Raw genomic sequence first — 21,750 nt, 5'->3', positions numbered from 1 at the left:
TGTTCGGGTTCAGACGGGTCTCTGGCTTATTGCCAGAGGCTCACTTCCCAAACTTGAAAATGGTGCGCTTGGATCCCCCCGAGCACGGTTTTGCCTTGCTCCTCCTGAGCGCGCCTCGGCAATCGAGGCTTCGCAAATGTCTTCCTTCCTCCTTCAGCAAACTGTCAATGCGCTGACAGTCGGCTCAATCTACGCCCTTATAGCGCTTGGCTATACAATGGTTTACGGGGTTCTGCGGCTGATCAATTTCGCACATAGCGAAATGTTCATGTCAGGGGCGTTCGTCGCCGTCTTTCTTAGCGGCTCGCTGGGAATTGCAGGCTTTCCGGGCGCTGCCGTCATTGTCGGTATTCTTTCCTTCGTCATTATTGGCATTCTTGGTATGTCGATTGAAGTTGCCGCATACAGGCCTTTGCGCAATAAATCCCGCCTCGCCCCAATGCTCTCTGCGCTTGGTATGGCCATCATCATCCAGAATGTCGTCATGCTTGTCGCAGGACGTCGTCCGATTATTTATCCGTCAATGCTCCCAAGTGGCGTGATCGAAATTGGCGGTATCATCATAACATGGAAGCAAATTACGATCCTCGCGATCGCGCTTGTTCTGATGGTCATGCTCGAACTGTTTGTCAATCGAAGTCGTATGGGAATTCGTATTCGTGCGGTGGCCGAAAATGCTAATACCTCTTCGCTCATCGGCATCAATCCGAATATTCCGATCTCGGTAATCTTCTTTATTGGACCGGGCCTCGGTGCAGTCGCTGGTCTTCTTTACGCCTCTTATTATGGCGTTGCGACCTTCACAATGGGCTTTGTGATCGGCATGAAGGCCTTCACCGCAGCTATTCTCGGCGGCATCGGCTCTATCCCCGGTGCGATGCTGGGGGGCATCTTGCTGGGCTTCATTGAAACCTTCGCAACAGCGCTTCTGCCGGGTCTGACCGGTGGCGTCATCGGCACGGAGTATCGCGATATCTTTGCCTTCTCCGTTCTTGTTCTCATCCTTCTGTTCCGTCCGTCCGGCCTGCTGGGCGCAAAGGTCAGTGAAGAAACGATGGTGTACAAAAGTGATTTCTAAAGCTCCTCTCCCGAGCGCAGACAGCGCACCCGCACCAACGAGTGGCGGCTTGGGGCGTACCATGTTGCTGCTTGCAATATTTCCCCTTGCACTCATCATCCTTGGACAATTCCTGCCAACCTATCCGTTGCGCGTACTCGACACGATCCTGCTTTATGCCGTACTGGCAATGGGCCTGAATATCGTCGTAGGTTATGCAGGATTGCTCGATCTGGGGTATGTCGCATTTTACGCAATCGGTGCCTACACATATGCGCTTTTAGCGTCCGACCAACTGGGACTGCACTTACCATTTCCAGTGATCCTCGTCATTGGTGCAGTTCTGGCAGGCATTGCTGGCATTCTGCTTGGTATTCCAGTTCTTCGATTGCGCGGTGATTATCTGGCGATAGTCACACTTGGTTTTGGTGAAATCATCCGTGTTCTGATGAACAATCTGAACTGGTTGACCAATGGTCCACAAGGCATTGCACGCATCGACGAACCGAAGCTTCTTGGCTGGACAATCTCGTCACCACTTGATTTCCTCTATCTTCTATTAGGCTTACTGATCATCACGTTCCTTTTTGTCTGGAAGCTACAGCAGAGCGCACTGGGCATTGCTTTGTCAGCAGTACGCGAGGATCAGGATGCTGCCCGCGGTTGCGGGATCAATACGACAAAGGTCAAGCTCGTAGCCTTTGCTACCAGTGCGGTGATAGGTGGGATCTGCGGCGTTGTCTTTGCATCTATGCAACGCTTCGTAAGCCCAGAAAGCTTCACTTTCTGGGAGTCGCTCACCATTGTTCTGGTGTTGGTTGTCGGCGGTCTCGGAAACCCCTTCGGTGCAATGCTCGGTGCAGCCATCCTTGTGCTTATTCCGGAGCTGATGCGTGACTATGCTGATTATCGTCAGCTCGTATTCGGCATCGCACTCGTCTCAGTTATCCTGCTAAGGCCAATGGGCATTATCAGCCGTCAATTTGGTCCTTCATGGCTCGCCGCAAAACTGGGGAGACGCTGATGCTAACTTTTGAACATGTCACCAAAACCTTTGGCGCACACAAGGCAGTTGATGACGCTTCTCTTATGATGAAGCCGGGTAAAATTACCTCGATCATCGGCCCCAATGGCGCGGGTAAATCGACCCTCGTCAATATGGCAGCAGGTTCTTATCAGGTGACGTCAGGACGGATCGTTCTTGACGGTGTTGAACTGCAAAAGCTTCCAAAACACGCCGTAGCGCATGCCGGGCTGGGACGCACATACCAGAATATTCGCTTGTTCGACGGTATGACAGTTATGCAAAATCTCGAAGTTGCGCTTGTTCCCCGCACCATCTCAGCTCTCATCGCAGACGCTCTCCCAGGCAGAAGTGCTGAAAGATATCGACGTGATAAATGCTACGCTATTCTACAAAAGCTTGGCATCGCGCATCATGCGCAAAGGCTTGCCGGATCGCTTGCCTATGGTCAGCAAAAGCTAGTCGAGCTTGCCCGTGCAATGGTTAATGATCCACACGCCATTCTTCTAGACGAACCCGCTGCAGGTCTCAATCACGGCGAAACGGAAGAACTAAAGCATCACATTGTTGACCTCAAATCGGGCAAGATCGCCGTAGTGCTCATCGAGCATGACATGAAACTCATCATGTCCATCTCGGACGAAATTTATGTAATGAACCGCGGTAGTGTTCTGGCGCATGGGTCACCTGCCAACATCCGCAATAATCAGCAAGTTCAGGAGGCTTATCTTGGCCAGCCAGGTGCAATCAGTGACATCGAAGCCGCTGCTCGCAGTCGAGCAAATCGAGTCCGGATACGGTCGGGTGAAGGTCTTGCATGGCATCAGCCTTGAGCTGCATGCTGGCGAAATCGTATCGCTGATCGGCCCGAATGGAGCGGGAAAGAGCACGCTTCTGCGTTCGATAAGCGGAGTTTGCCCTATCTCCTCTGGGCAAATCAGCTTCAAAGGCGAACGTATCGACCGTCTGAAACCTTATCAGATCGCTAAACGCGGACTTGGCCATTGTCCCGAAGGGCGCGCAGTTTTCCAACACCTTACTATTGAGGAAAACCTGATAGCCGGCTATCTGGAAGGACGCGGAAAGACAGAAGCCGAATTGTTCGACCATGTCTACACGCTGTTTCCTGTGCTTGCCGAGCGTAGAAAAAGTCAGGCAGGGCGCTTGTCAGGTGGGCAACAGCAGATGGTAGCTATTGCAAGATCATTGATGGGGAACCCAGAACTATTGCTTTTGGACGAACCTTCACTGGGCTTGGCACCCATCATCATTCATCAGATTTTTGAGATCATCATCAAGCTGGCTGAGGCGGGCGTATCGATTGTTCTTGTCGAACAAAACGTCGATCTTTCGCTTGAAATTGCCGACTATGTTTATGCTTTCGAGCATGGCCAGATTCACGTATCTGGCCCCGCTGAAAAACTTGCAGGTGATACTCGCGTACGGGAAATATACTTACCAGCCTAAAGATTGTGATTCAGTGGACGATCTCTTTCCTTAGCATCTCTAATGTCCTGGGAAGGGATCATCCACTCAACAAGAACCGTTTAGCAAACCTTCTGTTAGAGCCGCCATCGGCACAAATTATTTGGTGGATTTCTGATTTAGTGTATGACCTGACAACATGGGTTGCGCGTAAACGGCAACAATCAGGCGATAGCTTTCGTTCCGATTGTGGTGGTAGAAGATGAAATCTGCCACTATGGAACTCGGACTGACATCGTTGACCGTTGACTACCCCAAGAGCGATGTTGGAGCGCAACTGCACCGTTGCAGAAAATTTCCTGCACCCGACGTTCACACAGAAACCTTACCGCATGCAAGCACCGACCTACAAATTAATCCAACCGACGGAAGCTGCCGATGCACTATCAATTTTGGCAGATCGGCTTGGGCCGCTTCTAAAGGCAGTTTATTTGCACGGCTCCGCCGTGGGACGTGGTTTGCGCAAGCACAGCGATGTTGATCTGCTCGCTGTGGTGGAAGGGGAGCTCCCAGATTCCATTCGGTCGCATCTACTAACCGATCTGAAGGCAACGTCAGGATTGTACCCGTCTGATCATCTGGGGCGACGTCCGCTGGAGATTATGATTTTCCAGGCGGTAGATCTTGAGCGGCTTTCTTATCCTGCGCGCACCGAGTTCGTCTATGGGGAATGGTTACGCGATGCTTATACAAATGGTGAAGTTCCGCAAGCAGAATTCAGCCCAGAGTTTACACTGGTTCTTGCGCAGGCAAGACGGGAAGCCGTGCCACTATTGGGGCCGGAACTGACAAAATTTGTTGGAGATATTCCTTTTCAAACTGTACGCCGCGCAATCGGCGATCTTCTTCCAGAGCTGATTTCCTCTGCCGAGGGTGACGAGAGCAATGTTCTCCTGACATTAGCGCGAATGTGGAGAACTCTCGCGACCAACCAGTTCGTTTCCAAGGATGAAGCTGCGGACTGGGTCGGTCCCAATTTGTCAGATCAGGCGGCCTGTATTCTTTCGACTGCTCGGGATGCGTACCTCGGTGAGCGGAAAGATGATCTTCATCTTCGACCAAAAGAAGTATCGCGCGCCATTGAGGAGTTGAAATCGCAGATTATTGCCGTCCTGTAAAAGCAAACATTTGTTCGCAATAGCGTAATCACTGGCCGTTAAGCTTTGGCAAGTCGAAAGAAAGCCGTGTTAACGCTCTGAGCATCCATTCTAAAGGGCCATAACGAAAGATGGATAGCCAAAACCTGCTTATCAGCAATTGAATGAAGAAAATTATTCCATCGATCAACAAAACCTGGGCAATCGATAGCCGATTCATCAAACCAAGGCCATAACCGTGGAAAACTATGGCAAGCAGCAACGATTGTAACAGATAATTTGTCAGCGCCATTCGTCCTGCCGCAGCCAAGAGACTTTGCACATTTTTTGCAGCAGGAGACGACATTATTTTGATCATTCCAAGCACCATGGTCGCAGAGAGCAGTGGCGCGGTCACGATAGACACTGCCAAACCTAACGTTTCAATGTAGGTGCCTGGAACGAACGTCGTGCTTAAGGAGTATGCTAAAGCACCAGGCGCACCAACAAGCAACCCCAGCATATAGATGCGGCCGGACCAGTTTTGCCGCACTGCCTTGATATTCTTAAATAGCTCATGGCGGCCCGCCACATACCCCAGGAGAAACATTGCAAGGGCGGTGGGTGCTTGCAGCAGCACCAGCAATGGTAGAAAGTCCTTTATCGCGGTGAGGTGCCCGGTGATGATCTGCCTTGGCGTGCCCTGCCAGTTTTCTGCCGCAGCCAGGATGATAGTTCGCGCTATATCGGTCTCGTCATGCGTCGGCAGACCGGTTTGCCAAACAGCAATTGCAACCCATAAAAATCCCGTCACAACGATGAGCATCACCGCGAGCACAGTGAGAAACCGGTCTGTGCGGTTGCGCAGGGCCAGCAACACCAGCCCCAAAACTGCGTAGGTGGTCAGAATATCACCGTGGAAAAGAACAACGGCGTGTATTGCTCCAATAACGAAAAGGCCAGCTTGCCGGCGCAGCATACGCGGTATGAAGTTGCTTCCGGAGCGCTCGGCTGACTGTATTTGCAAAGTGATCGAATAGCCGAAGAGAAAAGAGAACAACAGATAAAACTTTAGCTCAAATACCGCCGAGACAACGCTCTCGAGAAATATATCGAGCCAGCTTGCGTCCGGTGTAGACAGACCCGTGCCATACCAGGTTGAAGCAAAGACCAGGCTGTTGACAACAAGAATGCCTGCAAGAGCAAATCCTCGAACTGCGTCGATGGTCTCGATACGTTCAGACATATTCGCGGCCTTATTGTTGACGCTGGAGAATTTCGAGCAGGTTGTTCATCGTCGCGAGCATCTGCTGCGGGTCGAAGGCAGCATCCGTCTCCGCACGACTAAACACGCCGTCGATCCAGGTAGACAGGAGTACGGTCATCTGATCATTGGGTAGGAGAAAAGTTCTCTTGTTGCCCGCAATGAGCGCCGTGATCGTCTGGCTTAAGGCTTTGTCAGCCTGGGCGCTCAGCCCTGCAATCTCTTTGTCACGCGAAGTGGCAGCAGAGATTTCGAGGATAAGACGCCTTTCTTCCGGATCAGCGGCGGCTTCGATGATCCCTTTCAGCAGTAGCCGAAGCGCCTTGTCTGCATCATCATGGTCTTCCAATTCATTCAACCACAACTGGCTACTACGGATGTGGTCCTCCACCACCGCCAGGATCAATGACTGCTTGTTTGGAAAATAATGAAACAGCTTGCCGGTGCTGGTGTTGGCCTCGACACGGACGGACTCGGTACTTGCACCGTCAAAGCCGGCGCGGGAAAAGGAGCGCCGTGCGGCCTGAATAAGATGAGCTCGTTGAATGGCATGACTTGCTGGATTGGGTTTTCGCATATTTTCTAAACCAGAGTATTTACTCTGCTTTAGACCATATCGCCCCCAAGCTCAACAGGTTTTCTAATTTGCATATCCAAGAGACGACAAAGCGGAAGCTTGTTTCTTGTCTTGGAAAGTAGCTAGAGCGGTGCAGTCACAGAAACTGTCTATTGCCAAGCAACTCCGTTAGTCGTGAACCGGGTTTCCACGCATCGCGACATCCGTTATGAACTAAAAGGCTTGGACACTTTTCGGAAAAGCGATTTGGTCAGTCGGTAACCGGCTTTGCGCTCGTTGCAGTTCGGCGGCTCCCGATCCCATGGCAGTCGTTTGTCGTTATGAATGGTTTTCCTTGAAGCCGATGCTACGATGGATTGAGTTCCCGTAGATTTCGTTGATTGACGCGGCAAGAGAGTCGAGAATTGACGGCAAAGCCAAAAGTTACATGGTCCTCAGGTACGGACAGAAAGAGAAATGATGCGGAAAATGGCGGTTATCCTCAGTGCGATTGTCTTGACGTCATCGATCCCCGCGATGGCTGACCGACTTATTTGTTCCGAAGAAGAACATTTGCGCTATATGACGATGGTTGGCGAGGTTGGCGAGATGGGGATCGACCTTGACCCTGTAGGGCAGGATCCTGCTGCGTTCGAGAGGCTGACAGCCGCCTATGAAGACCTCAATCCGAAGGGATCGAAGACCTCGCTTTTCGTCGCGCATGTTCCCACCGGTCAAATTTATAGTCAGATATGCGCTGAAGAGCGCTGCACAATGCAAGAAATGTCAACTCCTGAGCAAGCCTGTTTGATCGATCATATGAACCAATGTAGCTATGTTGCACTTCGCTTCAGGGGCGAAGCGTTCTGCCTACTCCGTTCTCCGCAAGATTAGGTGTTTGACCCCAACATTGAAGGGTTGTTTCTCCCTGTCATGATCGTCAAATTCGTTCGATATATAGCGAACTGCTCGGACGTTCTCAGTCTTACGTACCGACGTGTTGTCCGCAATCCGACTGAGCGCTACACACTTCATTTCAAACATTTACGGAGGCGCAGGCAGACTGTTTGCTCTTGGGTGTGGCCGATAGTAATGTGAATGTCGAACCTACGCGCAATGACGTCCGGCAGCTTCCGACTTTAGTAGCGATCATTCAATCTCAAATGAATAATGACAGTTTGGCACCCAACCCTGATCCGAAGCGCCACACTGGCTTCATTTAAAAGCAAGAAACGGATAGAAATAACTTGGGTTTTTGGGACATTTGGCCTGATTTCAGGAGGCCTAATGCCAAATATTAAATTTCTCCCGCTTCCGAGCGATAAAATAGCATTTTTGCGTCGCGGCGGGCACGATGCGTATGGTTGCGTAGCAGAGCGCGCGGTTTCTGACGGTCATGGAGATCCATGCCGGCACTGCCTTAACTTCATTCCAAAAAATGCAGGCATGCTAATTCTCGCTTACCGTCCATTTGATCGTCTTCAGCCATACGCGGAGACTGGTCCCATCTTCCTATGTGCGGACGATTGCACCGCTTGGTCAGGGAGTGGAATGCCCCCGATATTGGCCAGCGTCGAATATCTATTGAGGGGCTACACGACGGATCAGCGTATTTGCTATGGCACTGGAAAAATTGTGGCGACAAAGGATATTGCCAGCTACGCAAACGAGCTACTTGAACGCGGTGATATAGATTTTGTAGACGTGCGATCAGCAAGGAATAACTGTTTTCAGGTCCGTATTATGCGCTCAACTAACAAGCTTACGGAACGCAGCAACTAGTTTACTGGCCGCGCGAAGAGACCGATTTTATGTCCGGGATGTCTGGGGCATCCGGAACAACCACCGCTCTTGGTTGACGAGAAATCACTGTGACAGCACCGGTTGATGCGTTGCTTCGCCAACTGTATTAACGTCGGGTCTGACACTGATCTCCATTACGTATAGTGCAACGCTGGACATGGCGACACCGACCGGAATGGAATGGAATGGAATGGAATGGAGTTGGCAATTAATGACTTTAACGATGTTTATTCATTTAGCAGAAGTTTGATCCCAAACAGAATATAATTATTGCGATAATGAAGTACTCAGTTGAGAAAAGAACTAAGAATCATTAGAAACTTGGGGGAAGGAATTAATGCCCCAAGGCGCTATTTTAGACGAATTTAGGATCTTTCTTTCAGCTACACCCGATATACTGAAAATGAAATCGGACGCGCGGTAGGTCTGCTGCCAACAGTCGAATGCAATATCGTCAGCGGTGAAGCTTACACCGCGAATGCGTACCACCAGCTCGTCACTTCCGATTTGCAAGTTCGTTTGTTCAACTTTGTTTGGCTGAACAACTTCGAAGAACTGTTCGATATGAGCGTCGTTCAGCCCGTGGTGTTCTGCCAAAAAACGATAGAGCGAGCCGCCGCCCGCAAGTTCATCCTGCTGAAGGCTCGGGACGAGATTGAGCGGCAGAATGGCACGCTCTAAAATAGCCGGCTTATCGCGCAGGCTTCGCAGTCTGACAATTTCCCAAACCGGCTGTCCTTGAGGGATGGAAAGCGCATCTGCTGCACCCGGGCTTGGCAGGCCGACTGCAAGCTGAATAAGCCGCGTTGCCATTTCTGTCGGCTGTGCGGCGGCAAGGGTTTGCAGCAACTCGCCGGACCGGCTCGGCTCCATAACGATGCGGCGCTCGGCAACAAAGGTGCCAAGACCCTGATGACGTGTGATGCGGCCCTCCCGTTCCAGCTTTTCGAGTGCATGCCGGATCGAGATCGTGCTAACTCCTGAGAGGTCGCCCAACTCTGAAATGCTGGGCAGCTTATCGCCGGGCTCAAGACCATTATCCCGTATCAACGCGACAATTGTGTCGTAAGCGACCTGATAGCGCAACTTTCCGGGTTCGGCCGTGTCCAATCGTGCTGTTTCAGCATTCTTCTCAGTCAAAGCTATGCCAGCCTCTCGTTGGTATCAGTCATCCCTTTCGGGGTCTTAGTCTCTTTATCATACTGAATCACAAGTCTGCACGTATAAACAACCTTATCACAACACTCTATCCGCCGTTAAATCAGCTTCCAAACGAAGATAAGTCGCGCAAGACGGTCAAATCTGGGTGGCCGACCAGCGCAGTAACAGAACGATCAGGGTCGGGACGACCGGAGATAAGTGCATTCAATGCATCTTCCTTCCCCTGCCCGGTGACCAGCAACAGCAATTTACGCGCCGCTAGAACCGTCGCCACACCCATCGTCAAACCATAATTCGGCACATCGGCTGAGGCTTGGTATATTCCACTCTGCGCTTCGCGGGTCGTCTGAGTGAGGGCAACGCGATGTGTCCCAAGCCTCCAGTCATCCCCGGGCTCGTTGAATGCCACGTGACCGTTGCGCCCCAACCCAAGCACTGCCAAATCTAGGCCGCCGGCAATATCAATCGCAGCATCATAGGCACGACATTCAGCCTCCACATCCAAGGCATCGCCCTGCAACAAGCGCAAATGGTCTGGCGCAATATGCAGCGGCTCGAAAGCATGGCGCATGAGGAAGCCGGCATAACTGCCTTCGTCGGCCAGTCCTTTGCCCTCAAATTCATCGAGATTGAAAAAGCGGGCTGATTGGCAATTGATTGCGCCTTCACGCTGACGCGCAGCCAGATTACGGTAAAGACCAAGCGGCGTTTCGCCTGTGGGCAAAGCGATCACCGCATCCGGCTTATTTTTTACCAATGTGCTAATATAACTGGCTGCAGCGTCATCCATCTCGGCGCGTGTAGAGAAATCCAGGATTTTCATTGCAATCTCTTCTATTACTTGCGATCGCCGCTGCGTGCGATATGTGGATAAAGCGCCATGAAGCGCGCATGGACGGGCTCATAATCGCGCGCAGTGTCGGTGGGAACGATTACCGGGGTGTTGATGAGTTGGATTGTCAGAGACTCACCGGCAAGGGCGGCAGCGCCAATTGCAGCGGAAGAACCAAAGTCAAAGACCTGAATGGACCGACCAGTCATGTCGGCAAACATCTGCACCAATGCAGCATTACGTGCCAGACGACCAGACAATACAAGATGTCGGACTGGCCAAGTTTCCGAAAGCACATCAATGCAGCGGCGTATTTCGAGGATGACACCTTCGAGATAGGCACGCGCCAGATCGGCACGGGTTGTCGCGACATTCAACCCGTGAAAAACACCCGTTAAAGACGTATCCCAGAGAGCCCCCTGCTCGCCGCCGCCTGTCATATAAGGCGCGCATGTGGTGCCGTTTGCTCCCGGAACACTGGCGAGCGCCTCCGCCTCAAGCTCCTCCGGTGACAAGCCCAGAATTCGACCGAGCCACGCAAAGCCAATGCCTGTTGAAAGCAAATCCATTTCCCGCCCGTACCAGCCAGACGCAACATGTGGTGTCAGCAGATAGCGCGCTTGGGGATCAAGGTGTCGGGCGGGTGTTGCACCAAAAATAATCGCACTGGACCCCATGGCGACGCTGGCGCTATTGGCGTTGAGACCTGTCATCGCGAAGGCACCAGCAGCGGAATCCGCCGCGCCGTTATATACGGCAATACCTTCCGACAGGCCCAGTAGAATTGCTGCCGCAGCGTTCACCGTACCAACAACCACAGATGTTGATGCCAGTTCAGGTAATAAGGACATCGGCAAGTTCCAGATTTGACAAAGCTCCGAGTCCCAGCTTTCAGTTTCGAGGGCGTAGACCCCATATCCTGCGGCTGTCGATGGGTCGGTTACCATGCGACCTGTCAGGACATAAACGATGTAATCTTTTGCCGAAAGGATGCGGCAAACCTCATCCCCACGCTGGCGAAAATGTTGAAGAAATTGCGGAGCAAGATACCGACCATCCACGGGCATGCCAGTCTGAGCATAAACACGGGAATGGGCTTCACCATGCAGCTTTTCCCGCGCCATATTGTCGGCACGGCTATCCTGCCAGGTAATCGAGGGGCCAACACATTCGCCGCCTTTGCCAATACAGACAAGTGTTGGCATTTGTCCCGCGACAGAGATTGCGCCAATTTTATCAATTGTTCCGTCAGGCAGATCGCCCAACGCTTTTATCAGAGCTGCGACCCAGTCAGACGGATTCTGTTCAGCCTGACCGGGACGCGTTGAAAATGTGGGATGAGAGGCTCCGCTTTCGGCCCGGACTTCCCCAGAACTGTCCAGTACGACAAGCTTGACGGCAGAAGTGCCAAGGTCAATTCCCAACCGCCAATCCGTCATATCGCTTTCCTCTCTCATCCCTCATATGCGCCAACCCGCTTTAGCGCGCTCTGATCAGACGCGCGACTTCACGTGCCGCATCCAATGTGCGGTCTACATCATCATTTGTATGCGCAAAAGTAATGAAGAGATTTTCAAATGCGCCCGGATGAAACAAAATGCCACGTTCAAGCATGCCTTCCCACCAAATGCGGAAGATATCATGGTTGGCATAGCGCGCTGCATCGCGATAATTATGGATGTCGTGCTCGGTGAACCAGACCTGATAAACTGCCCCCATACCCACAACGCGCGTCGGAATCCCTGCACTGTTGAACACGTCGATCAGGCCAAAACGCAATCTGTCCGAAACTGAGTCGAGAGAGCCGTAAAAGCCCGGCTGGGAAAGGATATCGAGTGTGGCGTTTGCAGACGAAACCGCAATCGTATTACCCGCATAAGTCCCTGCGACAGACACACGACCATCCGCAACCATCGACATAATATCCTTGCGACCACCCATCGCGGCCACAGGGAATCCACCACCGATACCTTTAGCGAAAGTAGATAAATCGGGCGTTATACCAAGACGCGCCTGCGCGCCGCCAAGTGCCAGACGGAAACCAGTAATCACTTCATCAAAAATCAGCAGGATTCCGTGTTTCGCCGTTAGCTCGCGCATGGCTTCAAGATAGCCAGGCTTTGGCAATATACAGCCGGTATTGCACATGACTGGCTCGGTGAGCACAGCCGCAATATTGTCGCCTTCCCGCTCAATGACTGCACGTAAGGCAGCAATATCGTTCCACGGCAAGATGATCAGCCCGTCAGAAATGCCATCCGGCATACCAGGGCCTTGAGGAATTGCGCGCGGCGCATTATCCGGACCGGACGTAGCCGGATCGGGATGCTTGCTCCAGTAAACCCCGTCGGAGAAACCGTGATACATGCCTTCAAATCGGATGATCTTCTTGCGCCCCGTGAAGGCGCGAGCAAGGCGGACGCTATAAAGCACCGCTTCCGTGCCCGTATTGCAAAGACGAACCTGTTCCAGCGATGGCACTGCTGCGATCAACTTGTGCGCCAGAACCGTTTCCGGCGCGCTCGGCATGGCGAAAACGGTCCCCACTTCGCGAATGGCACGCACCACCGCTTCAGTCACCGCCTCTGGGCGATGTCCGAGCAGCATTGGCCCTAAACCTATGAGGTAATCGATATATTCATTCCCATCAACATCCCAGACGCGAGCGCCCTCGCCACGGTCAACGAAAAGCGGATGTGGCTCCCAGCCAGACCAGGTTGCACGGGCAGTCGAGTTCACACCACCGGGAATAACTTCACAGGCCCGCGCAAATAGCTCACGGCTTTTCTCGTAACGTTTGCTGGAATAAGCGGCGACCGACATCATTTCCTCCTTTGATTAATTCCCGGACACCTGTCGCCAACTACGGAACAGCGCGCCCTTTCTCTCTTGTTATACTTTGTATAATGAGTCTGCTCGCTCGTCAACCAGCTCTGCGACTTTGCATGCTTTTTGTCAGATCAGATTGGCCGCTCGGGGAATAATGTGCGGAATGGCTGCGATCAGATCCCGTGTATGCTGAGCGTGCGGCTCTCTTGCCACCTGCATTGCAGGCCCCGCTTCAATAATGCGCCCCTCATACATGACAGCGATGCGATCGGCATAGCTTGCTGCCGTGGAGAGATCATGGGTTATCATCAGCACTGACATTCCACCTTCTCGGCACAATCCAACAAGAAGATCGAGAATGCCGCTGCGGATTGATACGTCGAGCATGGATGTCGGCTCATCGGCGAGGATTAGTTTAGGCTTGAGAACAATTCCGGCAGCAATAGCGACACGCTGGCGCTGACCGCCAGAAAGTTCATGTGGGAAACGCCGCAGGAAATCGTCAACCGGCGTCAAGCCTACGCGCTCGAGGGCTTCACGCACGAGGCGAAGGCGTTCTGCACGATTGTGCCCAATACCGTGTATTTCCAAAGGCTCCATAATCGTATGTTCAACACGGAAACGGCTATCCAGAGACTCGTAGGGATCCTGATAGATCATCTGAATATCGCGACGCACACGGCGCAATGCCCGCCCTTCAAGCGCAGTAATATCCTGCCCATCGAAGACAATTCGCCCTCCGCTAACGGGCTGCATACGCATGACCGCCTGCAAAGTGGATGTCTTGCCGCAACCCGATCTGCCAACGAGGGCAACAATCTCGCCGGCCTTTACGTTGAGGTCCAGCGCTTTCACAACCTGCTTGGGCTCGGGGCGATTGGACGTCAAAATCTGCTTTAGACTTGGACGCTGAGAATAGCATACAGTCAGCCCCTCTATCCCCAGCAATTGTGAACCAGAGACCTCTTCAGCCAACGGTTTTTTAGAAACCTCTGCATCATCCCGAATAGTCGCAGGAGAAGCTTTTAAAAGCTGCCGTGTATAAGGATGCGCCGGTCGATGAAAGAGATCCGCTGTCGGCCCGGTTTCAACATTCCGACCATTGAGCATAACCACAGCTCGCGTACATGCCTCCGCCACAACACCGAGATCGTGGGTCACTAGAATAACGCCCAAATCCAGTTTCCGGCTCAGATCGACCAGCAGTTCCAACACCTGCCGCTGCACCATCACATCAAGCGCCGTGGTCGGTTCGTCGGCCAACAGCACTTTCGGAGAACAGGCAAGCGCCATTGCAATCATTGCGCGCTGTCGCATGCCACCGGAAAACTCATGCGCAAAGCCACTTGCCTGCGTAGCAGGTATCCCCACCAATTCCAGCAATTCACCCACGCGCTGGATGCCCAAACGCCCCTTTGCCATGTCCTGAACTTCCATGGCTTCAGCGATCTGCCAGCCGATACTGCGCACGGGATTGAAGGCGTTCATCGCCCCCTGAAATACCATGGCAATGTCTTTCCACCGATGGGGCGCAACAGATGCTTCACCTGATGCGAGAATGTCGCGACCGTTTAGAAGAATTCTCCCCGCAACCTCCGCCGACGGCTGGAGAAGCCCCATTGTTGCCAATGCAATCGTCGTCTTTCCAGAGCCGGATTCGCCGATGAGTCCGAGACGCTCGCCCGGCATCAAATCAAAAGAAACGTCATGCAGAACCTGGATGCGAACGCGGTTTGACCTTCCGCCCGCACCATACCAGACATTGAGCTTCTCGACGCTAAGCAAAGGTTGCGTTCTCAAAGCCGAAGGCTGCTCTTTAGTCATGTTCGAGTTCCTTTGCAGGCCGCATCCGCCAGTTGCGTGTCGACAGATATGAAACCGCAAGCCTTGGATTGAGCCGGTCTTCGATGGAGCGTCCAACGAGATAACAACCAATGACAAGCAGTGCGACGGCCATGCCTGCCGGCACAATCGCCCACCATGCACCGGCACTTACTGCCGACCGATTGAATGCATGTTCCATGATGGTGCCCCATGTGACCGCGTTTGAATCGGATAATCCAAGAAAGGCGAGCGCGGTTTCGTTGAAGATGGCAACAGTGATCGCCAGCACCCAGTTAGCCGCCAGCAGCGGCCCAATCTGCGGCAGGATATGACGTAAAATGATATGCAGATGCCCCGCACCATTCGCTTCGGCCCGGCGCACAAAAACGCGCTGCCGCATTGATTTCACCTGAGAGCGGATCAATCTGGCCACCGAAGTCCACATCAACAGGCCGATCACAAGCACCACATGGTCAATGGAAGGGCTCCACACCGAAGCGACCACAATCATCAAAACGATCTGCGGAATAACCAGTAGATAGTCGGTGATGCCCATGAGTGCGGTATCGACCGGACCACCGAAATACCCAGCTAAAACACCGACCAGCGCACCAACAAAAATGGCGATCAGACTGGCCGTAACTCCGACCATAATGGAGATGCGACCGCCATAGATCGTAAGGCTCAACACATCTATCCCGCCGTCGTCGCAGCCAAACCAGTGTGAAAATGATGGCGATTCAAAGACACCGCAACTGGGTTCAGTAATCGAATAGGGAATGATCCACGGCGCTCCCAGGGTAATTATTGCAAAGCTTGCCAGTATTAGTATGCCGATCAGCAGACCGGGTTTTTCCAACAAGCCGTGCGTTAAGCGGCCAAGGCTCTCTTTAGTCATGTTCACTAACCCCAACTATGTTCTGACGCGTGGATCGAGCACGAAATGCAGCAGGTCAGCCGCAAGATTGAGCACCGTTACAACCACCGTAATGGCGAGAAATCCGCCTTGCAGCATGGGGTAATCGCGATTGAGCACCGCTTCATAAAGAGTGCGTCCGATACCGGGCCACGAGAAAATCACTTCAACGAGGATTGCGCCCGACACGATAGAACCGAGCGAAAGCGCGGACATGGTCACAATCGGCAACAGCGCATTGCGTAGCGCGTGACGCAGAATGATCCTGCGGCGCGGAACACCTTTTGCGCGCGCGGTCAGAATGTAATCTTCACCAAGCGTTTCGAGCATAGCCGAACGCGTGATAAGCGCATTTTCCGCATAGAGAGTAAGGACCAGCGTCGAAACAGGCAACACCATGTGCCAAAGACGATCACGCATTACTTCCCACCAACTATCGGCGAGCAAAAACGGATCACTCATTCCGGCCGCGGGCAGATAGCCAGCGCCAAAGATGAGCATCATCAGGCCAAGAAACTGCGTTGGAAATGCGTAAGCCAGCACGGCCGAGCCGGTCAGAATATGATCCGTCGGTCCATTACGGCGCGTTGCAGCAATAGTCCCCACCACGAGGCCGAGGATCAACGCCAGGACCGTACCTGTAGCGACCATCGGAATGGTATTCGAGAAAGCCTCAAGCAAGTTGTCAAAGACCGGCTGACGGTTGGCGTAGGAAATACCAAGATTTCCATGCGCCATTTCACGCAGGTAAATGAGAAACTGCTCCCATATCGGCTTGTCGAGCCCGAACTTTATCTCAAGGGCACGGCGCATTTCAGCGGAAGCATTGGGAATGCGTGCGATATGGGTAACAGCATTGCCCGGCAAAACGCGAAACAGCAGGAAATTGAGCGTGACCGCAACGAGAATAGTTACAGCCGCTGCAAATAGCCGCCGTAGAAAATATGTGAGGTTGAGCAACCAGCCCTCCGGATGTTCCCTTGACTTTTGAACTCATCATAATAAGAATAATAAGTGCAAGTCAAGCAGGGATACACCTGTGTTCGAGGACGGAGGCGCATCGCGTTTAGTTGCTGATTTCCGTCTAATCTTTATACTGACTATATTAAGTTAGCGCAGTCTAACAATATGAGGGAACAATGAAATCAGGAGCTTTTCCGTCAATCGCCCGCAAAACCGGCGCAATGAAAAAAACTGTCAGAGCGGCCGCAATCGCTTTGTGTATTTCTGCGAGTTGGGCTGCACCACATCAAGCTCTCGCCGACGTACTACGTATCGGCGTCAGTCAACCCATCGACTCCCTTAACCCCTTCGTCTCGAGTTCTGATTACAGTAGCATCGCGTTTCAATATGGATACCCTTTTCTGACAGTCTACGACGCGGACCTGAAGATTGTTCCATATTTTGCAACCGACTGGTCTTCATCTGACGATGGCACGATCTGGACTTTCCACACGCTCAAAGATGCGAAATGGTCAGACGGCAAACCATTGACTGCAAAAGACGCTGCTTTCACCTATAACCTGATCCTGAAATACAAAGACAGCACGACTGGTAAACTCGCGGGTTGGCTTAGTCATCTGAAGTCAGCTGAAGCCACCGACGATAATACGGTCGTGCTAAGCTATGACGGGCCAGCCGGAGATGTTCCGGTAAAGATGCAGGCGGTTCCTATTCTACCTGCCCACATATGGTCGGATGTGGCAGGCGAGGACGGATCAGAAATCGACAGCTTTGAAAACGCCGCGCCGTGGGTTTCAGGCGGACCTTTCGTTCTTTCCGGATACAAGAAAAACCAGTTGGCGCTATTCAAGGCTAATCCCAATTGGTGGGGCGAAACCAAGCCCAAGATTGAAGGGTTTGGTCTGCAATTCTTCGCAAATAGTGATGCAATGGCATCCGCGCTGACGTCAGGGCAACTGGATATGGTCGGGCAGACAATATCGCCTACTGCTATCGAATCCTTGAAGGGCGCAGGGATGGTGATCGAGTCCGCCCCCAGCACCGGCTTCCACAATATGATCATAAACACCAACCCGGAGAAGAAAGCGCATCACGAGCTTCTGAATCCCAAAGTGCGTGAGGCGCTTGAACTGGCGATTGATCGGGATGCCATTATCAAGCAAGTCTGGCTTGGCTATGCAACCCCGGGCACATCAATTGTCGCACCTGCAACCGGCTGGCATGACGCCGATCTCAAATCTGTTGGTTTCGATATTGGAAAGGCAAATGCCATTCTCGATCAGTCCGGTTATGCGCGCGGTCCGGACGGCATTCGCGTCGCTGATGGCACACGTATGGAATATGAAGTGATATTCCCAACAGAAGTGGCAGGCGCGGGCGATAGGACCTTCAAGATTATTCAGGCTGGCTATGAGCAGATTGGCATTCGCCTCGCCCAGCGTAAATTGGATGCCGATGCGGCCAATCATGCGATCATGGGGGAAAACAGGGATTATCGTGATTACGATATCGCGATGTGGCTTTGGGTGCCGCCACTGGACCCGGATTTCATCCTCAGCGTGCTGACCTGCGCCCAGCGTGGCAACAATAACGATAGCGGCTATTGTAACCCGGAATATGATAAGCTCTATATGCAACAAGCACAGATCGCCGACCGGGAAAAGCGGGCAGAGATAGTCAATCAGATGCAGGAGCTAGCTTATCGCGAGCGCCCTTACATCGCTCTTGTCTATCCGCAGACACTTGAAGCCCACAGCCCCGATTGGACCGGCTTTGTGTCGTCGCCGCTTGTTGGTTCCGTCAATAATCTTTCAGTCGAAACATTGTTAAACGTCCACAAAAAGTAGGTTCGCTGTGCATCTTATTTTAGAAGCAACTGACGATAGTCTCGTTATTTCCGATAGATCACAGGCGGTTCCATATGGAACCGCCACTGCACATTTATGGGAAAAAGCGCCTGAAAGCGGAGGCGTCGAAACTTCCTGGATCATAAATCTGGATGGTCGAGCGCATCGGGCGTTTGCGCTGGGACTTGATACATCCGGTTCCCAAAGCAATTATCGCGACTGCGGTATGCGTCTCGGCCGACTGAATACCGATGTGCCAACAATCGCGGTTGATCTGCGTGCGCTTTCAGGCCTCTGTCCAAAAGATATTGGAGCTCTTTGCGAAGGCATAGCACTTGGCACTTTCAAACCCGCTAAACGATCAGATCAAACGTTACGCCTCATTTTGTCAAAAGACGTCGATCAGTCTGCGCATCAACAAGCGGCGCAAAACGGGCTCATCATTGCGCACTGGACAAATTGGGCGCGTGATCTGGTGGAGCGACCTGCGGCAGATCTTCGACCGGAGGCCCTTGCAAAGGAAATTGCGGAACGTGCTGCCGAGCTCAATATTGGTGCCGAGATATGGCACGAGCCGCGTATGAAGGCCGAGGGCTTTGGCGCGACACTTGCAGTCGGGCGCGGCGCAGATGCAGCCCCTCGAGTGGTCATTTTACAATTCGGCTCCGGAAATAGACCTGTAGGGCTTGCTGGCAAAGGGGTAACATTTGATACTGGCGGTCTTAACCTCAAGCGCGATCTCCAGGAGATCGGCTATATGAAAAGTGACATGGCCGGAGCTGTCGCGGTCGCTGGGGCGCTTTTTGCAGCCGTAGCACTTAAGAAAGCGCCAGATGTGTTAGCGGTATTGCCGATGGCGGAAAATATGCCCTCGGGCCGTGCCATGCGGCCCGGCGACCGGGTATACCACCCTGATAATTCCACGACAGAAGTGATGGATACAGACAGCGAAGGGCGCCTTCTGCTCGCCGACGCACTCAGTTGGCTCAAAAGACATAATGTTCGTGCGCTGATTGACGTTGGCACACTAAGCGATGGTGGCGGTGTCGGACCTGAGTTCTGGGGCCTGTGGTCAAATGAAGAAAGTTTGGCTGCAAAACTGACAAGGGCCGGTGACAGCGCAGGTGATCCGGGCTGGTATCTCCCCCTGCGTAAAGAACGCGACACTCTGTTGCGTTCGCGTATCGGTGACCGCAGCAATGTGGCGGCAGGCGAAACCGATAGCGGTCAGATTGCAGCCTGTTATCTTTCACAATTCGTGAGCCACACTGAATGGGCGCATATTGATAACGGCTCCACCGCGTGGTTGCTACGAGACGTAGGTCCATGGCCCGAGGGCGCAACCGGTGCCCCACTGCGCGCACTCACTCAATTCCTTTGCAACGAGACACCATGACCGACCTCCCATCAATCCTCGCACGTATTTATACAGAACTTCCCGGCCAATGGCCTTTCACCGGAGGCATACTTGGCATTGTCACGCGGGATGGCGACGCCCGTTATCTGCAATTTGGCAGAGATTTCGAGCATCAGGAAATCACGGAACGAACACCGTTCTTAATCGGCTCTATCAGCAAGTTTTTCACCGGATTAATGATCGCCAATCTGATCGAGAATGACGTTTGTGACCCGGACCGTCCTGCCTCTGACATTCTTCCCTGGCTAAAAATTGGTTCGGACTATCCCGAACCATCGTTGCGCCATTTGCTTCATCACACTGCTGGGCTCGTCAAGGGCGCTGATGATCCACCAGACGAACTGGCGCAGTGCTGGAGTCTGCGCGACAGCAAAACTGCCAGCCCTCCCGGCACGTTCTTCCACTACTCAAATCTCGGCTATAACGTCCTTGGTCTTGCCGTCAGTCGGCTGACTGGCATGCATGCCACTGACCATGCGCGAGCCAGCTTATTGGCTCCGCTCGGAATGACCGACTCCTTCGCACGGCTTGAGAGCACCACTCGCGCGCATGTTGCGACAGGAAGCCAGCCCGCACGCGATGATATTCCGTGGCGACCCGGCTTAGCACTTGCCGCGGCTCCGTGGGTCGAGGCCGAAGGCGGCGACGGAAGCATCGCCGCTTCCAGCCGCGACATGGTTCGCCTGATGACGGCGCTTTTGCATGGTGGCCGGATCAACGGAGAACAGGCAATTCCTGCCGCTGCACTGTTGCGCGCAATCACGGACCTCGGGCATGAGGGCGAGGGAAATGTCGACGACTTCGGCGGCCTTGCAGTTAGCGAAAGTCGGTATGGCTATGGCATCAATATCGAAACGGTTGGCGGGCATATCTGCCTCACACATGGCGGCGGAATGATCGGGCATTCGAGCTTCCTTCTGGTTGACCGCACCGCAGGTCTTGGCATCTGTGTCCTTACCAATGCAAATGGCTGCTATGCCGTTGGGGAGACGCTTGCCCGGCACGCACATGCGACGCTGGTAAAAGGCGCGGTGCCGGCAGCGCGGCTGGATCTGGCATTCGGCACCGATTGCAAAGGGTACAACTCCTCGATGATTGGCCGTTTCGCTTCTGGCGCAATTGGTGAAACTAGTCCTGACATTATCGAGATTTTTGAGGAAGACCAGCGCCTCTATCTGCGCAGTAACGGTATAAGGGCCAATATTTGGCGCAGTTGGGGATCGCGTATGATGACCGATCACCCGGACATGGAGCATTTCCACTTAACCTTTGATGCCAACCTAAGCCAGTGGGCGTTCGGTGATCGTGTTTATAGGCCAGAAAATACGCAACCGTTCCATAGCCTCACTCAGCAAAAACACCCTTACGCTGGTTTGACGGGACGCTATCGCAGCTATTCTCCCTGGTGCCCCACCTTCCGCATCGTCATGCGTGAGGACAAGCTATGGCTCATCTCGCCGGGCGGAGTAGAGGGGCCTGACCTTGATATGGAACTTGTCGCGCTTGAAGACGGAATATTCCGGATCGGTAGCGATCCGCGACTTCCCGAACGTCTGTTGCTTGACAAATTTTGTGAGGGTCGTCCGGTCACCGTCTATCGTGACAGTTGCCGTTACTCACGCATGTCGATCAAGTAGACATTCCAGGTCCCCGCCACCGCCAACGGACCAGCAGGACACCGCTTCGAGAAGGAAAA

Annotated in this window: 19 protein-coding genes; 10 read left to right on the top strand and 9 right to left on the bottom strand. The window is 53.0% G+C overall.

All coding sequences use genetic code 11. The features are described from left to right. The first annotated feature begins 136 nt into the window (after positions 1 to 136). The 5 genes from KMS41_20520 (at position 137) to KMS41_20500 (ending at position 4,684) form a co-directional block, all read left to right on the top strand. The gene (locus KMS41_20520; GenBank protein QWK80952.1) at positions 137 to 1,078 is read left to right on the top strand and encodes a branched-chain amino acid ABC transporter permease; all 942 of its coding nucleotides are present in this window, start codon (positions 137 to 139) and stop codon (positions 1,076 to 1,078) included. Between the two features lie 61 nt (positions 1,079 to 1,139). After that, entirely contained in the window at positions 1,140 to 2,081 is a 942-nt protein-coding gene (locus KMS41_20515) for a branched-chain amino acid ABC transporter permease (GenBank protein QWK81136.1), read from the top strand. Continuing rightward, a complete protein-coding gene (locus tag KMS41_20510) occupies positions 2,081 to 2,914 on the top strand; it encodes an ABC transporter ATP-binding protein (protein ID QWK80951.1) in 834 nt (277 codons plus the stop codon). The genes KMS41_20515 and KMS41_20510 overlap by 1 nt, the downstream gene beginning before the upstream one ends. After that, on the top strand, positions 2,847 to 3,548 hold the full coding sequence (locus tag KMS41_20505; protein QWK81135.1) for an ABC transporter ATP-binding protein: 702 nt from the start codon (positions 2,847 to 2,849) through the stop codon (positions 3,546 to 3,548). The genes KMS41_20510 and KMS41_20505 overlap by 68 nt, the downstream gene beginning before the upstream one ends. A gap of 350 nt (positions 3,549 to 3,898) precedes the next feature. Continuing rightward, complete coding sequence (locus KMS41_20500; GenBank protein ID QWK80950.1) at positions 3,899 to 4,684, top strand: DUF4111 domain-containing protein; 786 nt, start codon at positions 3,899 to 3,901, stop codon at positions 4,682 to 4,684. 28 nt (positions 4,685 to 4,712) lie between these two features. On the opposite strand, the gene KMS41_20495 is transcribed toward KMS41_20500, so the two are convergent. Together KMS41_20495 and KMS41_20490 are read right to left on the bottom strand one after the other, a co-directional pair. After that, complete coding sequence (locus KMS41_20495; GenBank protein ID QWK80949.1) at positions 4,713 to 5,888, bottom strand: DUF418 domain-containing protein; 1,176 nt, start codon at positions 5,886 to 5,888, stop codon at positions 4,713 to 4,715. Positions 5,889 to 5,898: 10 nt separating this feature from the next. Beyond that, a complete protein-coding gene (locus KMS41_20490) occupies positions 5,899 to 6,483 on the bottom strand; it encodes a TetR/AcrR family transcriptional regulator (protein ID QWK80948.1) in 585 nt (194 codons plus the stop codon). 468 nt (positions 6,484 to 6,951) lie between these two features. Between KMS41_20490 and KMS41_20485 the strand changes: the two genes are divergently transcribed. Beyond that, positions 6,952 to 7,356 carry a hypothetical protein gene (locus KMS41_20485; GenBank protein QWK80947.1) on the top strand — a complete coding sequence of 135 codons (405 nt, stop codon included), beginning with the start codon at positions 6,952 to 6,954 and terminating at the stop codon, positions 7,354 to 7,356. Positions 7,357 to 7,749: 393 nt separating this feature from the next. Beyond that, on the top strand, positions 7,750 to 8,244 hold the full coding sequence (locus KMS41_20480; protein QWK80946.1) for a DUF1203 domain-containing protein: 495 nt from the start codon (positions 7,750 to 7,752) through the stop codon (positions 8,242 to 8,244). Positions 8,245 to 8,568: 324 nt separating this feature from the next. Here the strand turns inward: KMS41_20480 and KMS41_20475 are convergent, their stop codons facing one another. From KMS41_20475 to KMS41_20445, 7 genes are all read right to left on the bottom strand, one after another. Continuing rightward, entirely contained in the window at positions 8,569 to 9,405 is an 837-nt protein-coding gene (locus KMS41_20475) for a GntR family transcriptional regulator (protein ID QWK80945.1), read from the bottom strand. 121 nt (positions 9,406 to 9,526) lie between these two features. Continuing rightward, on the bottom strand, positions 9,527 to 10,249 hold the full coding sequence (locus KMS41_20470) for a glucosamine-6-phosphate deaminase (GenBank protein ID QWK80944.1): 723 nt from the start codon (positions 10,247 to 10,249) through the stop codon (positions 9,527 to 9,529). A gap of 14 nt (positions 10,250 to 10,263) precedes the next feature. Next, positions 10,264 to 11,697 carry a hypothetical protein gene (locus KMS41_20465; protein ID QWK80943.1) on the bottom strand — a complete coding sequence of 478 codons (1,434 nt, stop codon included), beginning with the start codon at positions 11,695 to 11,697 and terminating at the stop codon, positions 10,264 to 10,266. 40 nt (positions 11,698 to 11,737) lie between these two features. Next, the gene (locus KMS41_20460; protein QWK80942.1) at positions 11,738 to 13,084 is read right to left on the bottom strand and encodes a glutamate-1-semialdehyde 2,1-aminomutase; all 1,347 of its coding nucleotides are present in this window, start codon (positions 13,082 to 13,084) and stop codon (positions 11,738 to 11,740) included. Positions 13,085 to 13,213: 129 nt separating this feature from the next. Continuing rightward, positions 13,214 to 14,911, bottom strand: a complete 1,698-nt coding sequence (locus KMS41_20455) for an ABC transporter ATP-binding protein (protein ID QWK80941.1) — start codon at positions 14,909 to 14,911, stop codon at positions 13,214 to 13,216. Next, the gene (locus KMS41_20450) at positions 14,904 to 15,809 is read right to left on the bottom strand and encodes an ABC transporter permease (protein QWK80940.1); all 906 of its coding nucleotides are present in this window, start codon (positions 15,807 to 15,809) and stop codon (positions 14,904 to 14,906) included. Before KMS41_20450 ends, KMS41_20455 begins: the two co-directional genes overlap by 8 nt. A gap of 15 nt (positions 15,810 to 15,824) precedes the next feature. Next, positions 15,825 to 16,787 carry an ABC transporter permease gene (locus KMS41_20445; GenBank protein QWK80939.1) on the bottom strand — a complete coding sequence of 321 codons (963 nt, stop codon included), beginning with the start codon at positions 16,785 to 16,787 and terminating at the stop codon, positions 15,825 to 15,827. Between the two features lie 179 nt (positions 16,788 to 16,966). Here KMS41_20445 and KMS41_20440 point away from each other — a divergent pair, with 179 nt between their 5' ends. The 3 genes from KMS41_20440 to KMS41_20430 are packed head-to-tail and all read left to right on the top strand — an operon-like array spanning position 16,967 to position 21,691. Beyond that, a complete protein-coding gene (locus tag KMS41_20440; protein ID QWK80938.1) occupies positions 16,967 to 18,637 on the top strand; it encodes a peptide ABC transporter substrate-binding protein in 1,671 nt (556 codons plus the stop codon). A gap of 7 nt (positions 18,638 to 18,644) precedes the next feature. After that, entirely contained in the window at positions 18,645 to 20,033 is a 1,389-nt protein-coding gene (locus KMS41_20435; protein ID QWK80937.1) for a hypothetical protein, read from the top strand. Then, a complete protein-coding gene (locus tag KMS41_20430; protein ID QWK80936.1) occupies positions 20,030 to 21,691 on the top strand; it encodes a beta-lactamase family protein in 1,662 nt (553 codons plus the stop codon). Before KMS41_20435 ends, KMS41_20430 begins: the two co-directional genes overlap by 4 nt. Positions 21,692 to 21,750 lie beyond the last annotated feature (59 nt).

This window comes from Ochrobactrum sp. BTU1, from assembly GCA_018798825.1.
Lineage (GTDB): Bacteria > Pseudomonadota > Alphaproteobacteria > Rhizobiales > Rhizobiaceae > Brucella.
Note: the sequence above shows the minus strand (reverse complement) of the source record. Positions and strands in the feature narration are given on the sequence as shown.

Excerpts from the sequence above, each read along its gene's own strand:
- KMS41_20520 (QWK80952.1), top strand. The coding sequence starts at position 137 with ATGTCTTCCTTCCTCCTTCAGCAAACTGTCAATGCGCTGACAGTCGGC.
- KMS41_20515 (QWK81136.1), top strand. The coding sequence starts at position 1,140 with ATGTTGCTGCTTGCAATATTTCCCCTTGCACTCATCATCCTTGGACAA.
- KMS41_20510 (QWK80951.1), top strand. The coding sequence starts at position 2,081 with ATGCTAACTTTTGAACATGTCACCAAAACCTTTGGCGCACACAAGGCA.
- KMS41_20500 (QWK80950.1), top strand. The coding sequence starts at position 3,899 with ATGCAAGCACCGACCTACAAATTAATCCAACCGACGGAAGCTGCCGAT.
- KMS41_20495 (QWK80949.1), bottom strand. The coding sequence starts at position 5,888 with ATGTCTGAACGTATCGAGACCATCGACGCAGTTCGAGGATTTGCTCTT.
- KMS41_20490 (QWK80948.1), bottom strand. The coding sequence starts at position 6,483 with ATGCGAAAACCCAATCCAGCAAGTCATGCCATTCAACGAGCTCATCTT.
- KMS41_20485 (QWK80947.1), top strand. The coding sequence starts at position 6,952 with ATGGCGGTTATCCTCAGTGCGATTGTCTTGACGTCATCGATCCCCGCG.
- KMS41_20480 (QWK80946.1), top strand. The coding sequence starts at position 7,750 with ATGCCAAATATTAAATTTCTCCCGCTTCCGAGCGATAAAATAGCATTT.
- KMS41_20470 (QWK80944.1), bottom strand. The coding sequence starts at position 10,249 with ATGAAAATCCTGGATTTCTCTACACGCGCCGAGATGGATGACGCTGCA.
- KMS41_20465 (QWK80943.1), bottom strand. The coding sequence starts at position 11,697 with ATGACGGATTGGCGGTTGGGAATTGACCTTGGCACTTCTGCCGTCAAG.
- KMS41_20460 (QWK80942.1), bottom strand. The coding sequence starts at position 13,084 with ATGATGTCGGTCGCCGCTTATTCCAGCAAACGTTACGAGAAAAGCCGT.
- KMS41_20455 (QWK80941.1), bottom strand. The coding sequence starts at position 14,911 with ATGACTAAAGAGCAGCCTTCGGCTTTGAGAACGCAACCTTTGCTTAGC.
- KMS41_20450 (QWK80940.1), bottom strand. The coding sequence starts at position 15,809 with ATGACTAAAGAGAGCCTTGGCCGCTTAACGCACGGCTTGTTGGAAAAA.
- KMS41_20440 (QWK80938.1), top strand. The coding sequence starts at position 16,967 with ATGAAATCAGGAGCTTTTCCGTCAATCGCCCGCAAAACCGGCGCAATG.
- KMS41_20430 (QWK80936.1), top strand. The coding sequence starts at position 20,030 with ATGACCGACCTCCCATCAATCCTCGCACGTATTTATACAGAACTTCCC.